We start from the raw sequence: 18,414 nt of genomic DNA, 5'->3' as shown, positions 1-18,414 counted from the left end.
TTGAAATATTGCGGTCGGATTATAACGATGTGGCCTTGCTTCCACAACTGGAAATTGATACCAATACCCCACTCTTTTTGGCCGCTTCAGGGATCCCTGTGAACCCACCCGTTTTTACCGTTTCCACCCTCAATCGCCAGGTCAAAGCGCTGCTGGAGCAGAACTGGAGCCAGATCTGGCTCTCGGGGGAGATCAGCAACCTCGCCACCCCCGCCTCCGGCCATCTTTACTTTACCCTCAAGGACGATCGCAGCCAGATCCGTTGCGCCATGTTTCGCAGCCGCGCCACCCGGGTGACCTTCCGCCCCGAGCATGGCATGCAGGTGCTGGTGCGGGCTAACCTGACCCTCTACGAGCCCCGGGGCGACATCCAGATGGTGGTGGAATCGATGCAACTGGCGGGAGATGGCCTGCTGCAGCAGCGGTTCGAGGCCCTGAAGATGCAACTGGCCGCCGAGGGGCTGTTCGCCACCGAGGCGAAGCAACCCCTGCCGGATACCATACGTCGGTTGGGGGTGATCACCTCCCCCTCTGGGGCCGCCATTCGGGATGTCCTCTCGGTACTGAAGCGCCGTGACCCGACCCTGGAGGTGGTGATCTACCCCTCCCCGGTCCAGGGCAGCGAGGCGGTGCCGCAGTTGATACGGATGATCCGGACCGCCGACGAGCGGGACGAAGTGGACTGCCTGCTGCTGACCCGGGGCGGCGGCTCGCTGGAGGACCTTTGGTGCTTCAACGATGAGCGCCTCGCCCGCGCGGTGTACGCCGCCCGCCTGCCGATCGTCAGTGCCGTTGGCCACGAGGTGGACACCACCATCTCCGATTACGTCGCCGACCTGCGGGCCCCGACCCCCTCTGCAGCGGCGGAGCTGCTCTCCACCGACAGCAGCCACCATCGGCGGCAGCTGGCCCAGCAGAAGCAGCGACTGCAGCAGGCCTGGCAGCAGCATCGCCGCCATCAGTCCAGCGCCATCGCCCTACTGGCGGCCCGGCTCCGTGCCTGCGATCCCAAGGCGCAGCTGGCAACCCACAGCCAACGACTGGATGAGCTGGCCCTACGTCTCACCCGGGCCGCTGATGGCCAGCAGCGAAGCAAACTGCATGCGCTGGCACAGCTCCAGCAGCGTCTGGCCAGTCAGCATCCGGACCGGCAACTGGCCATCCTTCGCCAACGCGTCGCGGATCTTCAACACCGGCTGACGAGGGCCTCCCGGGCCGGCATCGATAATGCGCGACTTCGCCAGCGGGCCCAGACCCAGGCGCTCGACGCGGTAAGCCCCCTGGCGGTGCTGTCCCGGGGCTACAGCATCCTGCAGGATCCGCAGGGACATACCATCAAGGACAGCGACCAGGTAGAGATCGGCGAGCGACTGGAAGCCCGCCTGCACCGGGGGACCCTGGCATTGGCGGTAACGGCAATCGACCCCACCAAGGAGAGCTTGGAATAAAAGTCCCCCCGGACCACAGCAAGCAATAAAAAAAGCGCCCCGGCCATCACCGGAGCGCTTTTTCATTTCACCCTACCATCGCCGTGTTGGGGGGACGCTCAATCCGGCTGGATATTCTGGTTCAGGTGCAAACGATTGTGGGGGTCGAAGCGGCGCTTCACCGCCTTGAGTCGCGCATAGTTTTCCCGGTAGGCATCCTCGACCCGCCCCCCTTCATCGTCGGTCATGAAGTTCACGTAGGCGCCGCCGGAAGCATAGGGCTCACTGGCCCGAAACAGCGCCCGGGCCCAATCGATGCATGAGCCATCGTGAGTCGGCTCCTGCCAACGGGCATGGACGTTCATCACCACCTTGGCGTCCCGGCAGGGCCAGGCGGTGGCATCGGTGGCGACGGTATTGGCCTTGCCGGCAATCAGTCCAAAAAACACTTCGCACTCTGGCCCCGGTAACTGCTCGGCAAAATCTACGGCCACGGTGATCATCTCATCACTCAGTTCGGTAAAATTGTGGGTTTTCCAGTAGTTGCGGGCACCTGGGGCCAGCAGAGGGTCAAACGCCTGTTGCCACTGGTCAAAGGGCATGGGGCCGACGTGGGTACCGACCGGGGAGCCGAAAGCCTCCAGCTTGGCCGCCCAAGCTTTGCCCTCCTCGATGTCGCCGGTACAGCACAGTGCCAGGATCACCACCTTAGTACCATGCACGGACTCCTCCAGGAATGGCAGTGGCGGTGCATGGCGCATGACCACCCAGGCATTGCACTCCAGCGGGCTGTCGATCACCTGTTCACGGTACTGCTTCAATATGGACTCCGCCTGTTCCAGCGGGAACACCAGCAGACCGGCCAACACCTGGTCGGCCAGGGGATAGGCTTCGAAATCGAAGCGGGTCACTATGCCGAAATTGCCGCCACCGCCTCTCAGGGCCCAGAAAAGATCCGGCTCTTCGTCGGCACTGGCGTAGACGATGCCCCCCTCCACGGTCACCACTTCGGCGCCGACCAGAGAATCTACCGTCATACCGAAACGTCGGGTCAGCCAGCCGAATCCGCCCCCGAGAGTCAGGCCGGCGATCCCGGTGGTGGAGTTGATCCCGGTGGGCACCACCAGGCCATGCTTGGCGGTGGCGGCATCCAACCCACCCAAGGTGACACCGGGCTGGACGTAGACCCGCCGCGCGCCTGCATCCACCTCCACATCGGTCATCAGGGAGAGATCGATCATGATGCCACCGTCGCAACTGGCGTTACCGGCGATGTTGTGGCCGGCGCCGCGGACGGCGATCTCCATCTGGTAGTGGTTGGCAAAGTTCAGGGAGGCCAGCACATCGGCGCGATCCTGGCAGCGTACGATGTACGCAGGGCGCTTATCGGCCATGGCGTTCCAGAGTTGTCGAACCTCATCGTAATCAGCGCTTTCTGGGGTAAGGAGGGGGCCGGAAAGGGAATCTTCAAACTGCTTTAGCTGTTCGGGGTCGGGTTGCTGCATAGGAAAATCCTCAGGGCAAAGTTCGGGACGCTGAGACGCACCTCCCTTCCACCATGAAGAACTCGCTATCCGCTTTGAACACCCGTCTCAACGCCTGGGACAACATTTCCCGGCAAGCCTAGTCCAGTGGCGCAATTTTGCACAGCCATGATCCCACCGGTTGACACCTCGGCCCCGCGAGTACGCGCACTCCATGCACGGTAAACCAAAACAAAAGGAGGCCCGAGGGCCTCCTTTTGTTTATCCATGGTCCTTAACGGCTGCCACGGTTCTTGATGTGGCTCAGGACCCTGCGCCGCTTGCGCTGCTGCAGCGGGGTCAGCTTTTCGCGCTTGCCGTCGAAGGGGTTCGCCCCCTCCTGGAACATCACCTTGATCGGCGTTCCCACCACCTTGAGGGCACGACGATAGTAGTTCATCAGGTAGCGTTTGTAGGAGTCCGGCAGGTCCCGCACCTGGTTGCCATGCACCACCACGATAGGGGGATTGTAGCCACCAGCGTGGGCGTACTTAAGCTTGACGCGACGCCCACGCACCATCGGCGGCTGGTGATCATCCTGGGCCATCTGCATGATCCGAGTCAGCATGGCGGTAGAGTGACGCTGGGTGGCACTGTCATAGGCCTCCTGCACAGACTCGAACAAGTGACCGACGCCGGTACCATGCAGGGCAGAGATAAAGTGCAGGCGGGCGAAATCCACGAAGCCCAGGCGACGATCCAGCTCCCGCTTGATCTCCTCCTTGACCTCTTTATCCAGACCATCCCACTTGTTGACCGCCAACACCACGGCACGGCCGGCGTTGAGGGCGAACCCCAGCAGGGAGAGATCCTGGTCTGCAATACCGGTTCGGGCATCCACCACCAAGAGCACAACGTTGGCGTCTTCAATTGCCTGCAGAGTCTTAATGACGGAAAACTTCTCGACAGCCTCGAAGACACTCTTACGACGACGCACACCGGCAGTATCGATCAGCACATATTCGCGCTCATCACGCTCCATTGGGATGTAGATGGAGTCCCGGGTGGAACCGGGCATGTCATACACCACCACCCGCTCCTCACCGAGGATGCGGTTGGTCAGGGTGGATTTACCCACGTTGGGGCGGCCGATGATGGCCAGCTTGATGGGCTGATTTCGCAGGCGCTCCGCCTCCTCGGCGGCGGTCTCCTCGGTGGGGGCCTCGGCCTCCTCCTGCGCCCACTCATCCTCCTCCCCGGCCTCAATGCCGTGAGCCTGCTCGAACTCCTCTGCCCATGGGGCCAGGGCGTAGTTGATCAGGCTGGTGACACCGCGGTTCTGGGCGGCGGCGATCTGGTGGATCTCACCCAGACCCATGGAATAGAACTCCGCCACGGCGGCGTCCGCATCGAGACCGTCGGTCTTGTTGGCCACCAGCAGCGTGGCCTTTTCGCGACTGCGCAGGTGGCCGGCGATCGCCTCGTCGGCGGCGGTCAGGCCGGCCCGCGCATCCACCAGGAAAAGTACCACGTCGGCCTCTTCGATGGCCATCAGCGACTGCTCGGCCATCTTGGTTTCGATGCCCTCTTCGCTGCCATCGATGCCGCCGGTATCGATCACGATAAAGTCGTGCCCGGCCAGATTGGCCTGCCCGTACTTCCGATCCCGCGTCAAACCGGGAAAATCCGCCACCAGGGCGTCTCGAGTGCCGGTTAGGCGGTTAAACAGGGTGGACTTCCCCACATTAGGGCGTCCGACCAGGGCAACCACTGGGATCATGTTATCGATACCTCATTCATCAAACGAAAACGCCCCCGACAGGTCGGGGGCGCCATAGTGTACAGGGTGTTTACGGAATTGTCACCGCGGCGATTCGCCCGCTGCGACTCTGTACATAGAGGGTGTCCCCGACCTTCAGGGGTTGTGCATACAGGCCACTGGCGTCTATCCGAGTGTAGCCCAGCAACTTGCCGCTGCTGCGCTCCAGGATATGCAGGTAGCCTTCATAGTCTCCCACCACCAGGTAATCCCCAAACACCTGAGGTCCGGTAAGCATACGCCCGGTCAGCTCGGTGTTGGCCCAGTTTTCCAGGCCATTACGGCGGTCGATGGCGTAGATGGAGCCGCGGGCGTCGGTCAGGTAGATGCGGTAGCCCTGGATCGCCAACGGCGTGTAGACCGAGTACTGTCGGCTCCAGAGAACACGGCCGCTGCGCAGCTCGATGGACGCCAGGTTGCCGTTGAACGCGGCGGCATAGACGTTCTCGCCCAGCACCACCGGCTTCACATCCGCATCAACCACCCGCTCCAGCTCGTTGCTGCCACTGGCCTCGGCGATGCGGGCTTCCCAGATCGGGGTACCGCTATCGGCGAACAGTGCAGACACCTTACCATCCGGCGTACCCAACAGGGCCGCGCCCTGGGAGGAAGCGATCCCGGAGGTGCCACGCAGCATCAGCGGCGGCACCGAAAGGTCCATCTGCCACTGGAACTCACCACTGTCCACGTCGAAAGCCTGGACCTTACCCGCTGCGGTGTTGACCACCACCAGGCGACCGATCACTGCCGGATCGGAGAGCACCTCTCCACGGGTCAGGGCCTCCCAGGCGACGCTGCCATCTTCGGCATTGAGGGCAAACAGGGCGCCGTTCTCGCTACCGATAAATACCTTGTTGAAACCAACGGTGACGCCACCGGCCAGGCGGGCACCTTTGTTTTTCTTAAGGATCCCGTCCGAAAACGCCCGGCGCAGGTTGGTACTCCAGATCTCCTTGCCATCCTCCAGGGAGAGCGCTGCCACCTTACCGAAGCGTTCGGCAATGAACAGTTTACCGTAACCCTCGGTGGGAGAGAGCGAGGACCAGAAATCCTCGATTCCTCTGCCAAACCGCTCCTTCCAGACCACCTGGGCCTCAAGGGGGTTCTCCAGCTCAGGCAGTGGGGAGATCTGCACGGTTTCCTCATCGCTGGATGCACAGCCTGCCAGCACCGCAGCGCTCAACAGGCCAGCCAGCCATCCTTTTCTTACCAGCAACATGGTTTTGCCCCTTAGCTGGCTTGCGCCAGACCATCCAACTTCAGCTGCAGGGCCGGACTGGCCATGGCGCCACCGGCTTGCATGGCGGACTCGTAGGCCGCTCGGGCACCTTCCAGGTCGCCCTGCTGCTTCAGCAGGTCACCCTTGAGCTCATCACGCAGAGCCGCGAACGCCTCATTATCGATGGCAGCTAGGGTGGCCTGGGCTGCTGCCAGCTCCTCCTGAGCGGCCTGAACCCGGGCCAGGCGCAACTGGGCCAGCGGGCGAGTGCTGCTATCAAGCTTGGCCACCGCATCCTTGAGCAGCGTCTCCGCTTTGCTCAGATCACCGCTGTCCACGGCGACCCGCGCCTGCATCAGGTCCACCAGGGCGTTATACCCCGCTTCATTGTGCTCGGTACGGAAGGTCTCAGCCGCCGCCTGCATCTGCTCGGTGCTGCTGGTGTTCTGCATCAGCTCCGCGAACGCCGCAGAAGCCGCCTCTTGCTGGCTTTGCTGATGGTCCTGCCAGGCATTCCAGCCAAACAGTCCACCCAGGCCCAAGGCAGCACCACCAATGATGGAAACGCCGTACTCTTTCCAGAAACGCTTCAGCGCTTCAACCTGTTGCTCTTCTGTGCTGTAAATTTCCACAACCTTCCCCTTAAGCCTGTACTAACGACGCTAACGCTTCGGTCAACTCGTCCCGGGACAGCTGACTCTGTTCACCGCCGCGCAGCGGCTTCACGGTCACCAATCCCTGTTTCAATTCGTCTTCTCCCAAGATCAGGGCCACCACGGCCCCGCTCTTGTCGGCGCGTTTCATCTGTTTTTTAAAGTTGCCGCCACCGCAATGGCTCATCACCTTAAGCCCTGGCAGGGTCTGACGCAACTCCTGTGCCAGCTGCAGGCCCGCGGCGACTGCGCCGTCACCGGTGGCGCAGAGGTAGACATCCACCGCGGCGGGCAGATCATCGAACTTACCCAGGGTATCCAGCAGCAGAACCAGACGCTCGATCCCCATGGCAAAACCCACCGCCGGGGTATCCTTGCCACCCAGCTGGCCTACCAGGCTGTCGTAGCGACCGCCGGCCAGCACAGTGCCCTGGGCACCGAGGCTGTCGGTGACCCATTCGAATACGGTGCGGTTGTAGTAGTCCAGACCGCGCACCAGGCGAGGATTGACGTTGTACTCAATCCCCGCGGCGTGCAGCAGCTCGCACAGGGTATCGAAGTGCTCCCGGGATTCCTCGCCGAGGAACTCCATCAGAGTCGGTGCCTTGGCCAACAACGCCTGAACACCCGCATCCTTGGAGTCCAGAACACGCAGCGGGTTGGCATGCATGCGGCGTCGACTGTCCTCGTCCAACTGCGCTACATGCTGCTCAAGGAAGGCCACCAGGGCCTCCTTGTACGCGGCGCGCTCTTCACTGCTGCCCAGGGTATTGAGCTCGAGACGGACATGCTCGCTCAGCCCTAACTGGGCCCAAAGCGCGGCTGACATCATCAGCACTTCCGCATCGATATCCGCAGTCGCGAGGCCATACACCTCGACGCCAAACTGATGGAACTGACGATAGCGCCCCTTCTGCGGACGCTCGTGACGGAACATCGGCCCCATGTACCACAAGCGCTGCTCCTGGTTGTAGAGCAGTCCGTGCTCGTTACCGGCACGCACCGTGGAGGCGGTGCCTTCCGGACGCAGGGTGAGGGAGTCGCCATTACGATCCTCGAAGGTGTACATCTCCTTCTCAACGATGTCGGTGACTTCACCGATGGCGCGCTTGAACAACCCGGTCATCTCGACGATGGGGGTTCGGATCTCCTGGTAGCCGAAGCTGGCTACCAGCTGACGCAGGGTGGATTCCACCCGCTGCCATTTTGCGGTGTCTGCCGGCAGGCAGTCGTTCATACCGCGGATCGCTTGGATCTGTTTTGCCACAATAAACCTGTTTAGATTGTCACTGATTCGAATAGAAACCCCGGCGCTTTCACCGGGGATACATGGGTTCAGTCGTCCGATTCCTTGACATCGATGCGCTGCTGCTTGATGGCGATCTGTGCGCGAATGCGGCGCTCCAGTTGATCCACCAGGTCATCGTTGTCCAGTCGCTCCTTCTGGCGCTCGCCGCCGACATAGAGTCCACTCTTCCGGTTACTGCCGGCCAGGCCGAGATCCGACACCAGGGCCTCCCCGGGACCGTTAACCACGCAACCGATGATGGAGACATCCATCGGCGTGATCACATCCTCGAGCCGCTGCTCCAGGGCGTTCACGGTGCCGATAACATCAAACTCCTGGCGCGAGCAGGAGGGACAGGCGATAAAGTTGATGCCGCGGGCCCGGATCCTGAGACTCTTAAGGATATCAAACCCGACCTTCACCTCTTCCACCGGATCCGCCGCAAGGGAGACCCGAAGGGTATCGCCGATCCCCTCCGACAGCAGCATCCCAAGGCCGATCGCGGACTTAACCGAGCCCGCCCGAGCCCCGCCCGCTTCGGTGATGCCAAGGTGCAGGGGCTGGACAATCTGCCGGGCCAGCTGACGATAGGACTCCACCGCCAGGAACACATCGGACGCTTTAACACTGACCTTAAACTGGTCAAAGTTAAGGCGATCCAGGATCTCCACGTGGCGCATGGCAGACTCCACCAGCGCCGCGGGGGTCGGCTCACCGTACTTCTCCTGGATATCCCGCTCCAGCGAGCCGGCGTTCACGCCGATCCGGATGGGGATATTCTTATCCCGGGCGCAATCCACCACCGCCCGAATCCGGTCTTCCCGGCCGATGTTGCCCGGGTTGATGCGCAGGCAGTCAACGCCGTACTCCGCCACCTTAAGGGCGATGCGGTAATCAAAGTGAATGTCGGCCACCAGCGGGATCGAGGTCTTCTGCTTGATCAGCCGAAACGCCTCCGCCGCCTCCATAGTGGGCACGCTGACCCGGACGATGTCGGCACCGGCACGCTCGATCGCCTTGATCTGGGCGACCGTGGCCTCAACGTCTGTGGTACGGGTGTTGGTCATGGATTGAACCGAGATGGGGGCATCGCCCCCAACGGGTACATTACCCACCATAATCTGGGTCGACTTGCGTCGTTGGATCGGAGTTTCCTGGTGCATGATAGTTACTGCGGTAGGGTCAAACGCGCCACGCGTCCGGCGCGATATGAGGAGAGATCGATGGCGTCGCCATTGAATGAGAGGGATACCACTTGCGGTGCGCCGATGCGCAGACTAAACGGGGCCTTACCGCTGACTTCTCCACGGTAACCACCGCGTTTCAGCCCCTCCAGCAACACCTTGCCGTCGGCATCCTGGATCAGCATCCAGCAATCGTCGCTGAGGGACACGGCGATGCTGTCCTGCACGATGACATCGGGGACAGTGGCCTCAGCAACCGAGGTCACCTCTTCGTTCATCGGTGCTTGGGCAGCGGTCGCCTGAATAGGCGTCTGCTGAGCGTCTGCCTCTCGAACCTTGTGAGTGTCTTGAGACAGTTCAGCCACCGGCTCTTGAGGCGCACTGGCTTCGATGCTCTGCGCTGCTGTGGATGTTTCGCTGGCAACCGGCTGGTCGGAAACAACAGGCTCTACCGCGGGCAGGGCGGCTTCCTCTTCAACCGCCTGTTCCGGAACGGATCGCTCCAGGGCCGGCACCGCTGCCGAGTCACTCAGCGAGCTCTCGGTGGTCAACTCCGCCTGGGGTTGCTCCCCCTCCGGCAGCGGAGCGTTACGGCCAAAAATAGCCCACACCACGGCGCCAGCGAACAGGAAAAAGATCGCCCAGCTGATCATCGTCCAGCGGCTGTCGCTTTTCTGGCGATGGGTTCGGCCAGAAAAGCTCTGCATCTCGCTGGTGGTTTCAGGTTGCCGCAATTGCGCCAACGCCCGATTCAAGCGCTCCTCATCGAGACCAACGAGTCGCGCGTAGTTGCGGATGTAGCCCCGCACGTAGGTGATCGACATGTTGGACTCGTAATCGTCCTGCTCAATGCCGCTCACGACGGAGTGGCGCAGGTTCAGACGCTGCGCCACTTGCTGAGTGGTTAATCCTGCCTGCTCTCTGGCCTGCTTTAGCATGGGGCCAGGTGTTTCCGGCCCCTGTTCGTTCTGTCGTTCGTCAGTCATCAGTAATACTTCGTTCGATAGGTTTTCGCCTGCTCAGAACCGGGGAACTTTGCCAGCAATAATACCCCATAGCGTCGCGCCTCATCGGCGTTGTGGGACTGGAACGCCAGTTCCGCCGCCAGCAGGAGACTGTCGGCACTCTCATCACCGTATTGGTGATAACGCTTGAGGTGTCGGCGGGCGGGCTCAATGCGTCCGGCCGCAAAGTCCAATTTTGCCAATTCCAGCAGGGCTACGGCACGGCGGCCATCATAATTGAGAGCCTTCTCAAAGTAACCGGCAGCCTTATCGGTCCAACCCGCTTCCAGGGTGCACAAGCCCAGGTTTTCGTAGGTTTGTGCCATCCGGATATATCCGGGGGTCTCCACCGCTTTGAGCAACCAGCGCTCCGCCTCAGGATAACGCCCATGGCGGCAGTAGAATACGCCCAGGTTATTGGCGGCGTCGGCGTTGTCAGACTTGGCATCCACCGCCTTGCGATAGTAGATCTCGGCATTTTTTTCATCCTGAACCGAGTCGTAGTAGTAAGCCATCGCCAGCAGGGCATCGCTCAATTTCGGCGCATGCTCCAGGGCCTTCTCAAGGTTGAACTTGGCCTGTTCCGCCTCACCCCGATCCAGGTAGGCCAGCCCGAGGGAGATCCGATCACGCGCCGCGGCATTGGCATCGTACCTCGCTTCGGCCACCTGAGTGTCCGTGCCGCTATAAGTCGTGTTCTGCACACAGCCGGCAAGGCAACCGGCGACTAAAATGGTGCTAAAGAGTCTCATCATTTCCTTGATGTTTTAGCAAACAAAGACTTAGGTCATTGTGACCGAAATGCCATTCTCTTGCATGCGTTTTTTCAGCAACCGCTTGGTGCGATCACGCACATCGCCCACCAACTGACCGCACGCCGCATCGATATCATCGCCGCGGGTTTTGCGCACGATCACCGTCATACCATAATCCATCAGGACCTTGGCGAACCGGTCGATACGGGAGTTGGAGCTCTTACCGTAAGGGCTGCCGGGATAAGGGTTGAAGGGGATCAGGTTGATTTTGCACGGCGTATCCTTCATCACCTTGGCCAGGGCATGGGCCTGATCGGTGCTGTCATTGATGTGATCGAGCATCACATACTCCACCGTCACCCGCCCCTTGTTGGCCAGGGATTTACCCAGGTAGCCTCGAACCGAGCTGAGGAAACGCTCAATGTTGTACTTTTTGTTGACCGGCACCAGCACATCACGCAGGGCATCGTCCGGGGCGTGCAGGGAGATCGCCAGGGCCACATCGATCTGATCCCCCAGTTTATCTAGGGCGGGGACCACACCGGATGTGGAGAGGGTCACCCGACGCTTGGAAAGGCCAAAGCCGTAGTCATCCAGCATGATCTTCATCGCCGGAACCACGTTGGTCAGGTTGAGCAGAGGCTCGCCCATGCCCATCAACACCACGTTGGAGATGGGACGCTCGCCGGTTTCGGTCTTCAGGCCCAAGTATGTGGCGACTCGCCAAACCTGGCCGATGATCTCCGCCACGGTCAGGTTACGGTTGAACCCCTGTTGGGCGGTGGAGCAGAAGCTGCACTCGAGGGCACAGCCGACCTGAGAGGAGATGCAGAGGGTGGCGCGATCCGTCTCGGGAATATAAACGGTTTCCACCTGCTGACCGTTACCCACATCGATGGCAAACTTAATGGTGCCATCGCTGGAGTGCTGACTGGTGGCGATCTCCGGAGCCTTGATCTCCGCCTTGGCCTGCAGCTTAGCGCGCAACCCCTTGTTGATGTTGGTCATCTGATCGAAATCATCACAGCCAAAATGGTAGATCCACTTCATCACCTGATCGGCGCGGAAGGGCTTTTCCCCCATATCGGTGAAAAAGGCGCGCAAACCGTCGCGGTCCAGGTTCAGTAGATTGATTTTGTCAGTCATCGGATGCCTCATCTTACAGGCCGAAAATGGCGCGCAATTGTACAGCCAACGGCCCCCTGCCGTCCAGCGCCGCCCCAAGCCCTAGTGACCCAAGCCTGGGATTGACGCTATCATGAGGCTGTGGTTTTTGCCCCTACTGCGCGGAGTGTGCTAACGCATGTTACTGCTTTCTATCTATATAGCTCTCGCCATCGGCGTCTCCTTCCTTTGCAGTGTGCTGGAAGCGACCCTACTGAGCGTCACACCCGCTTACATTGCGGGTTTGAAGAAAAAGCGTCCCAGGGCTGCAGCGAAGCTGGCAAGACTAAAAGAGAACATCGAATCGCCTCTGGTGGCGATCCTGACGCTTAATACCATCGCCCACACCGCCGGCGCCGCCGGGGCGGGCGCTCAGGCCACCGCGGTCTTTGGCAGCCAGATACTGGGGGTGTTTTCGGCGATCCTCACCTTAGCCATCCTCTTTCTCTCCGAGATCATCCCCAAGACCATAGGAGCCAACTACTGGCGGCAGCTGGCCCCCTGGTTTGCCCGGCCACTGCAGTGGCTGGTCTGGCTCTGCAGCCCGTTGATCCGGCTGTCGACGTTGGTTACCCGCTTGTTCAGTCGCGATGGCGAGCACTTCCATATCCGCTCAGACATGTCGGCCATGGCGGATGTGGGCGCATCAACCGGCGAGCTGAATCGCCAGGAGTCCGACATTCTCAAGCAGATGCTCAGGGCCAGAGAGGTGCCAGTCAGCGCCATCATGACCCCGCGTACCGTCATCCACTCCCTGGATCAGGCGATGACCTTCAGTCAGTTCTCCCGCATCGCGGCCCACAAATGTTTTTCCAGGATCCCCCTGTACGACAAAGATCCCGATGAGATTGTCGGTTATATCCAGCGCTCCGACGCTCTCCTGGCCGACAAGAGTCAGCCGGATGCACAACTGGCCAGCATCAAGCGCCCCATTATTGCCCTGCCAACCCAGGCAAAGCTGATGACGGTGTTCGAACTGCTACTGACAAAGCGCGCCCAGATCGCAGTGGTGGTGGATGAGTATGGCGGCGTGCGGGGGCTGGTCACCATGGAGGATATCGTCGAGTCCCTGTTGGGTCTTGAGATCATCGGCCGGGACGATCCCGCCGACGACATGCAACAGCTGGCGAAACGTCTCTGGAAGCGAAGGCAGAAACAGCGGAAATTTCGCCTCAGTGATGATGACGTCAATGAGGACCCGTAAGCGGGGACAGAAGCGCGGGGGTTAGCCGGCAGGGCGTTGCCCATATCGGCAAGAGAAACGACCGACTGGAATGGGCACGAAAGACGAAAAAGGCGCCCTTAGGCGCCCTTTAGCTCACCGAATCCCTTAACGGGTGCGGGGGCAGATCTCTTCATTTGTGAAGAAGTAGGCGATCTCACGCTCGGCAGAGGCCAGGGCATCTGAACCGTGTACCGCGTTCTCATCGATGCTGTCCGCGAAGTCGCTACGCAGAGTACCGCGGGCAGCGTCCGCCGGATTGGTGGCGCCCATGATCTCACGGTTCGCCAGAACGGCATTCTCGCCTTCCAGGACCTGCACCATGATCGGGCCAGAAGTCATGAAGTCCACCAGGGCAGCAAAGAACGGACGCTCTTTGTGCTCGGCATAAAACCCTTCCGCCTGCTCGCGGCTCAGGTGAACCATTTTGCTGGCCACAATCTTCAAGCCCGCGGCTTCAAATCGGCTGTAGATGGAACCGATCAAGTTTTTTGCAACCGCGTCCGGCTTAACAATAGAAAAAGTACGTTCGATGGCCATTGTCCACTCCATTATTTATTAATAGGACGGCTTATTCCCGGCGCGGATTATATGGCATTTAAACAGGAAAATCCCACCCCAATCACAGGTGAGAAAATTGATTGCAGATCAAGCTCACACTTTGCGCACAAACCGGGCCCAGATTTGCGTCAGCGGCTGTACTTTACCCCTATCCAGACACAGTGCTTGTCGCAACAACGGCGGTAACGAGAAGCAAAGCCAGTGCGGCCAGCTTCGGTAACCAACTGGCGTAACTGCGCGGTGAATTCATCGCCCTGCGGCAAAGCCAGCATCACACGCCCGCCCTTTCGAACCCGTCGCCAGGCGGCATCCAGATAAGCCTCGGATGGGGCGCTCAAGGTATGGGGGGTGATCACCACCGCATCATACTCCTGCGCATCCTGGGTGGGGCCCGCCTGCATCATCACGACCTGTGGCGTCTCCCGCCCGAACCCCAGCGGCGTCACTGCGCCATCCGTCGACTCCTGCAACAGCGTCACACAGCCCGAGTTGCCAACCGATGCAGCCAGTTGAGCCACGATTGCCGCATCTGCCTGACCATGAACCAGGATCTTTTCCCCCCGGCGAACCGCGAGTTTATGCAGTAGAAATCGGGCCTGTGCCTGACGGTCGAAGGAGCTCGGACTCGCCTCTTGGTCCGGGGCGCCAAGGGAGCGGAGGATCAGGGTCATAACTGTGTCACCGTTTTAGCAATGCGTCTGAATTGCGTTCCCACCCAGGTTCTTGTAAGAACAAGACTACAACCCATTAGGGCAACATAACATTGACAAACATATGCCGATTGTCTAACAAATGAAACCCCGACGCCGGGATTTTCTGTGACCCTGCATGCCCGCACTTAGGGATGCGGGGCAGAAACCGACAGTGCGCCGTAAAGTAAAAACGGCCCCGAGGGGCCGCTCTGTCAGTCACAGGATGAATTAGCTCAGTCCACCTCATCCATCCACGCCTGCTGAATGGCCTCCAGCACGCGCTCACCACAGTGGGCGGGGTCATCATCAAAGTTGTCCAGTGCCAACACCCACTCCCGCAACTCCGTAAAGCGCAGTTGCCGGGGATCCTGCTCCGGATGCCGCTCGGACAACTCGATGGCAATCTCCTGTACGTCGGTCCACTTCATGATGTTCCCCTCTCCTTAGCGCAAAACGCTCTTTTAGTGGTGATTCTCCGATACCTGGTTAATGGTGTAGCGCGGGATCTCGATCACCAGATCCTCATCCGCAACCCGTGACTGGCAGGAGAGGCGGGACTCCGGCTCCAGGCCCCAGGCCTTGTCCAGCATATCGTCCTCAAGCTCATCGCTCTCCTCCAGCGAGTCAAACCCCTCCCGAACCACCACATGACAGGTGGTGCAGGCGCAGGACTTCTCACAGGCGTGCTCGATATGAATGCCGTTACGCAGTGCCACATCCAGTACGGACTCACCGCTTTGAGCCTCCACTTCCTTCCCTTCCGGGCACAGCTCAGTGTGGGGCAAAAAAATGATTTTCGGCATGGTTTCCTCTTATACGTTATCAATGGACCGGCCGGAGAGCGCGCGGCGAATGGAGAGATCCATCCGCAGGGCAGCAAACTCGCCGCTGGCCTTGTCCAGTGCCTCGATGGCATCCTTGATCGCCTGGCCATCATCGCCGGCACAGAGCGTGTTGAGCGCCGCCATCTGGTCAGTCAGCTGTTGGATCTCCGCATCGCTCAGCAGGGTTTTACCATCCTGCTCCAGCGCCTTGCTCAGGCTTTCAATCACCCGGCCCGCCTCAATGCGCTGCTCGGTCAACATGCGCTTGGCAAAGTCCTCTTTGGCATGGGTCATGGACTCCTTGAGCATCTCGGTGATCTCATTATCGCTGAGACCAAAGGCAGGTTTCACCTCGATGGAGGATTGAACGCCCGTAGTCTTCTCCATGGCGGTCACACTGAGCAGGCCATCGGCATCAACCTGGAAGGTGACCCGCACCACGGCAGTGCCGGCCGCCATCGGGGGCAGTCCCCGCAATTCGAACCGGGCAAGGGAGCGGCAGTCGGCCACCATCTCACGCTCACCCTGGACCACATGGATCGCCATGGCGCTCTGGCCATCCTTGTAGGTGGTGAACTCCTGGGCCCGCGCAACCGGAATGGTGGTGTTACGAGGGATCACCTTCTCCGTCAGGCCCCCCATGGTTTCCAGACCTAATGACAACGGCAATACGTCCAGAAGCAGCATATCGGAGTCAGGTTTATTGCCTACCAGAATATCCGCCTGAATCGCAGCGCCGATGGCGACAACCCGATCCGGATCGATGGAGGTCAGCGGCTCACGGCCAAAATAGCGGCCGATCTGCGTCCTGACCGTCGGCACCCGGGTGGAGCCACCAACCATCACCACCTGCAACACCTCGTCGGCACTGATCCCGGCGTCCTTGAGGCAGCGGCGGCAGGCCATCAGGGTGCGTTTTACCAGCGGCTGGATAAGGGCATCGAAGGTTTCGCGCCCTATCTCGCCCTGCCAGTCACCCAGGTTCGCGACAACGCTTTCCTGATCGGTCAGTGCTTCCTTGACCCGGCAGGCCTCGTTCATCAGCAGGCGCCGCTGCTTGGCGGTCTCCACAGCCACGCCGGACTGCTCCGCCAGGTACTGCGCCAGCAGGTGATCAAAGTCATCGCCGCCCAGGGCGGAATCGCCACCGGTGGCCAGAACCTCAAACACGCCCTGGTGCAGCCGCAAAATGGAGATGTCGAAGGTGCCGCCGCCCAGATCGTAGACAGCGATAATCCCCTCCTGGCCGCTGTCCAGCCCGTAGGCGATGGAGGCGGCGGTGGGCTCGTTAAGCAGGCGCAGAACCTTGACCCCCAGCAGCTCAGCCGCATCTTTGGTGCCCTGGCGCTGCGCGTCATCGAAGTAGGCCGGCACAGTGATCACCGCGCCGGACAGCTCTCCCCCCAGGGTCGCTTCCGCCCGTTTGATCAGGGGACGCAGTACCTCGGCGGAGATCTGGATCGCATTTTGCGGGCCCTGTCGGGTGATAAACAGCGGCAGACCATGATCCGACGCGCTCAGTTGGTAAGGCTGCTGAGGGTAACGGGCCTGCACATCCTCCAGGGAACGTCCCAGGTACCGTTTCACGGAGATAATGGTATTTTCCGGATCGGCGCCAGCCTCGGCCTTGGCGCCGTAGCCGGTTTCAATTCCCTGCTCGGTATAACGGACCACAGAGGGAAGTCCGTGGCGCCCAAGCTCGTCCGGCAGGGTCTCGGCTTGGCCGCTGCGAACAGCCGCAACCAGTGAATTGGTGGTGCCCAGATCGATGCCGACCGCCAGCTTGTGCTGATGCGGTGCGGCGCTCTGACCCGGCTCTGCTATCTGCAGTAGTGCCATAGTAAGTTATCCGGTTATTACAGTTCCCACTGCTCTTCCAGCAGCGCCAGTTCCTGCTCCAGTTTCTGAACGAACTTGAGCTTGCGCACGGTGACCGCAGCCTCCTCCCACTGTTGCTGCAACAGCTGACTCTCCAGCTGTGCCATCAGGGTCCGATCCAGGCTGCGAAACTCCTGCTCAAGGGCGATCGCTTCCTGCTCAGGATCGTTCGAGGAGGCCAGCGCCTCCAAAGCCTCGCGCAGCTCCATCTGCTGCATCAGAAACAGGGGATCGTTGATGGTGGCGGTTTCGCCGCGCAACTCGATGCCATTGAGGCGTAAGAGGTATTCGGCACGGCTTAGGGGGGATTTGAGGGTTTGAAAGGCGTCGTTGACCTCGGCGGTCTTCTGCATCGCCATCATCCGGTCCCGATCGGAACCGGAGGCAAAGTTATCGGGATGCACCGCCCTCTGCAGCTCACGATAGCGACTGGCCAGGGCGGAACCATCCAGTTGGAAGCCCTCCGGCAGGCCAAAAAGCTCAAAGTAATTCATGGCCATGCTGTCAGACCGTGAAGCTTTCGCCGCAGCCGCATTCGCCGGTGGCATTGGGATTGTCAAACTTGAAGCCCTCGTTGAGCCCCTCTTTGACGAAATCCACCTGCAGACCGTCCATGTGGATCAGGCTCTTGGCATCGACAATCAGGTTCACCCCGTGCTCTTCGAAAACTTCATCGCCGGGTTGCAGTTCATCGACAAACTCCAGCACGTAAGCCAGGCCGCTGCAGCCGGAGGTTTTCAGCCCCAGTCGCAGTCCAATGCCTTTGCCACGATTCGTCAGGTAATTTTTGACGCGCTCAGCGGCGGCTTCGGTCAGGGTAATGGCCATCTCTTCTCCAGATTACTTCTCTTGCTTGCTCTTGTAGTCGCTGATCGCGGCCTTGATGGCGTCTTCCGCCAGGATAGAGCAATGGATCTTCACCGGCGGCAGTGCCAGCTCCTCGGCGATGGCGGTGTTCTTGATCTCCGCCGCCTCTTCCAAAGTCTTGCCCTTGATCCACTCGGTCACCAGTGAGCTTGAGGCGATGGCACTGCCACAGCCGTAAGTCTTGAACTTGGCGTCTTCGATCACACCGTCGTTGATCTTGAGCTGAAGCTTCATCACATCACCACAGGCCGGGGCACCGACCATGCCGGTGGCCACGTTAGGATCGTTCTTGTCAAACGACCCCACGTTGCGCGGGTTTTCATAGTGGTCAATTACTTTTTCACTGTAAGCCATAGTGTTAGCTCCTTAGCTCGCCGCATCCGCGGCGCTGGAT

The 18,414-nt window shown here is 60.4% G+C and carries 19 protein-coding genes; 2 read left to right on the top strand and 17 right to left on the bottom strand.

Annotation, left to right across the window (positions count from 1 at the left end):
* The first annotated feature begins 92 nt into the window (after nucleotides 1-92).
* A complete protein-coding gene (xseA, locus tag ABD997_RS08930; RefSeq protein WP_425557063.1) occupies nucleotides 93-1,448 on the top strand; it encodes an exodeoxyribonuclease VII large subunit in 1,356 nt (451 codons plus the stop codon).
* A gap of 98 nt (nucleotides 1,449-1,546) precedes the next feature.
* Here the strand turns inward: xseA and ABD997_RS08925 are convergent, their stop codons facing one another.
* The 9 genes from ABD997_RS08925 to rlmN form a co-directional block, all read right to left on the bottom strand.
* Nucleotides 1,547-2,932 (bottom strand): FAD-binding oxidoreductase, encoded by a 1,386-nt coding sequence (locus tag ABD997_RS08925; protein ID WP_345316663.1) that lies wholly within the window; start codon nucleotides 2,930-2,932, stop codon nucleotides 1,547-1,549.
* A gap of 253 nt (nucleotides 2,933-3,185) precedes the next feature.
* Nucleotides 3,186-4,670 (bottom strand): ribosome biogenesis GTPase Der, encoded by a 1,485-nt coding sequence (der, locus tag ABD997_RS08920; protein WP_345316662.1) that lies wholly within the window; start codon nucleotides 4,668-4,670, stop codon nucleotides 3,186-3,188.
* Nucleotides 4,671-4,740: 70 nt separating this feature from the next.
* Complete coding sequence (gene bamB, locus ABD997_RS08915; RefSeq protein ID WP_345316661.1) at nucleotides 4,741-5,928, bottom strand: outer membrane protein assembly factor BamB; 1,188 nt, start codon at nucleotides 5,926-5,928, stop codon at nucleotides 4,741-4,743.
* Nucleotides 5,929-5,939: 11 nt separating this feature from the next.
* Nucleotides 5,940-6,560, bottom strand: a complete 621-nt coding sequence (locus ABD997_RS08910) for a YfgM family protein (RefSeq protein WP_345316660.1) — start codon at nucleotides 6,558-6,560, stop codon at nucleotides 5,940-5,942.
* Between the two features lie 10 nt (nucleotides 6,561-6,570).
* Nucleotides 6,571-7,848: a histidine--tRNA ligase gene (hisS, locus tag ABD997_RS08905; RefSeq protein WP_345316659.1), complete on the bottom strand. Its 1,278-nt coding sequence runs from the start codon at nucleotides 7,846-7,848 to the stop codon at nucleotides 6,571-6,573.
* A 68-nt stretch (nucleotides 7,849-7,916) separates the two neighbouring features.
* The gene (gene ispG, locus ABD997_RS08900) at nucleotides 7,917-9,032 is read right to left on the bottom strand and encodes a flavodoxin-dependent (E)-4-hydroxy-3-methylbut-2-enyl-diphosphate synthase (protein ID WP_345316658.1); all 1,116 of its coding nucleotides are present in this window, start codon (nucleotides 9,030-9,032) and stop codon (nucleotides 7,917-7,919) included.
* Nucleotides 9,033-9,037: 5 nt separating this feature from the next.
* Entirely contained in the window at nucleotides 9,038-10,039 is a 1,002-nt protein-coding gene (locus ABD997_RS08895; protein ID WP_345316657.1) for a RodZ domain-containing protein, read from the bottom strand.
* A complete protein-coding gene (gene pilW / locus ABD997_RS08890) occupies nucleotides 10,039-10,812 on the bottom strand; it encodes a type IV pilus biogenesis/stability protein PilW (RefSeq protein WP_345316656.1) in 774 nt (257 codons plus the stop codon). Before pilW ends, ABD997_RS08895 begins: the two co-directional genes overlap by 1 nt.
* 27 nt (nucleotides 10,813-10,839) lie before the next feature.
* The gene (gene rlmN / locus ABD997_RS08885) at nucleotides 10,840-11,958 is read right to left on the bottom strand and encodes a dual-specificity RNA methyltransferase RlmN (RefSeq protein WP_345316655.1); all 1,119 of its coding nucleotides are present in this window, start codon (nucleotides 11,956-11,958) and stop codon (nucleotides 10,840-10,842) included.
* A gap of 157 nt (nucleotides 11,959-12,115) precedes the next feature.
* Between rlmN and ABD997_RS08880 the strand changes: the two genes are divergently transcribed.
* The gene (locus tag ABD997_RS08880; protein WP_345316654.1) at nucleotides 12,116-13,180 is read left to right on the top strand and encodes a CNNM domain-containing protein; all 1,065 of its coding nucleotides are present in this window, start codon (nucleotides 12,116-12,118) and stop codon (nucleotides 13,178-13,180) included.
* Between the two features lie 126 nt (nucleotides 13,181-13,306).
* Here ABD997_RS08880 and ndk read toward each other — a convergent pair whose 3' ends face one another.
* The 8 genes from ndk to iscU all read right to left on the bottom strand — a co-directional run bounded on the left by ndk (nucleotide 13,307) and on the right by iscU (nucleotide 18,374).
* Nucleotides 13,307-13,738 (bottom strand): nucleoside-diphosphate kinase, encoded by a 432-nt coding sequence (gene ndk, locus ABD997_RS08875; protein ID WP_345316653.1) that lies wholly within the window; start codon nucleotides 13,736-13,738, stop codon nucleotides 13,307-13,309.
* 149 nt (nucleotides 13,739-13,887) lie between these two features.
* Nucleotides 13,888-14,430, bottom strand: a complete 543-nt coding sequence (locus ABD997_RS08870) for a hypothetical protein (protein WP_345316652.1) — start codon at nucleotides 14,428-14,430, stop codon at nucleotides 13,888-13,890.
* 254 nt (nucleotides 14,431-14,684) lie between these two features.
* A complete protein-coding gene (gene iscX, locus ABD997_RS08865; protein WP_345316651.1) occupies nucleotides 14,685-14,879 on the bottom strand; it encodes a Fe-S cluster assembly protein IscX in 195 nt (64 codons plus the stop codon).
* A 33-nt stretch (nucleotides 14,880-14,912) separates the two neighbouring features.
* Nucleotides 14,913-15,254: an ISC system 2Fe-2S type ferredoxin gene (fdx, locus tag ABD997_RS08860; RefSeq protein WP_345316650.1), complete on the bottom strand. Its 342-nt coding sequence runs from the start codon at nucleotides 15,252-15,254 to the stop codon at nucleotides 14,913-14,915.
* A 9-nt stretch (nucleotides 15,255-15,263) separates the two neighbouring features.
* Complete coding sequence (hscA, locus tag ABD997_RS08855; RefSeq protein WP_345316649.1) at nucleotides 15,264-17,114, bottom strand: Fe-S protein assembly chaperone HscA; 1,851 nt, start codon at nucleotides 17,112-17,114, stop codon at nucleotides 15,264-15,266.
* 17 nt (nucleotides 17,115-17,131) lie between these two features.
* A complete protein-coding gene (gene hscB, locus ABD997_RS08850; protein ID WP_345316648.1) occupies nucleotides 17,132-17,647 on the bottom strand; it encodes a co-chaperone HscB in 516 nt (171 codons plus the stop codon).
* 10 nt (nucleotides 17,648-17,657) lie between these two features.
* Nucleotides 17,658-17,981 (bottom strand): iron-sulfur cluster assembly protein IscA, encoded by a 324-nt coding sequence (gene iscA, locus ABD997_RS08845; RefSeq protein ID WP_345316647.1) that lies wholly within the window; start codon nucleotides 17,979-17,981, stop codon nucleotides 17,658-17,660.
* Between the two features lie 12 nt (nucleotides 17,982-17,993).
* On the bottom strand, nucleotides 17,994-18,374 hold the full coding sequence (gene iscU / locus ABD997_RS08840) for a Fe-S cluster assembly scaffold IscU (protein ID WP_345316646.1): 381 nt from the start codon (nucleotides 18,372-18,374) through the stop codon (nucleotides 17,994-17,996).
* Nucleotides 18,375-18,414: the final 40 nt, after the last annotated feature.

The sequence above is a fragment of the Ferrimonas gelatinilytica genome, from assembly GCF_039544205.1.
GTDB lineage: Bacteria > Pseudomonadota > Gammaproteobacteria > Enterobacterales > Shewanellaceae > Ferrimonas > Ferrimonas gelatinilytica.
Note: the sequence above shows the minus strand (reverse complement) of the source record. Positions and strands in the feature narration are given on the sequence as shown.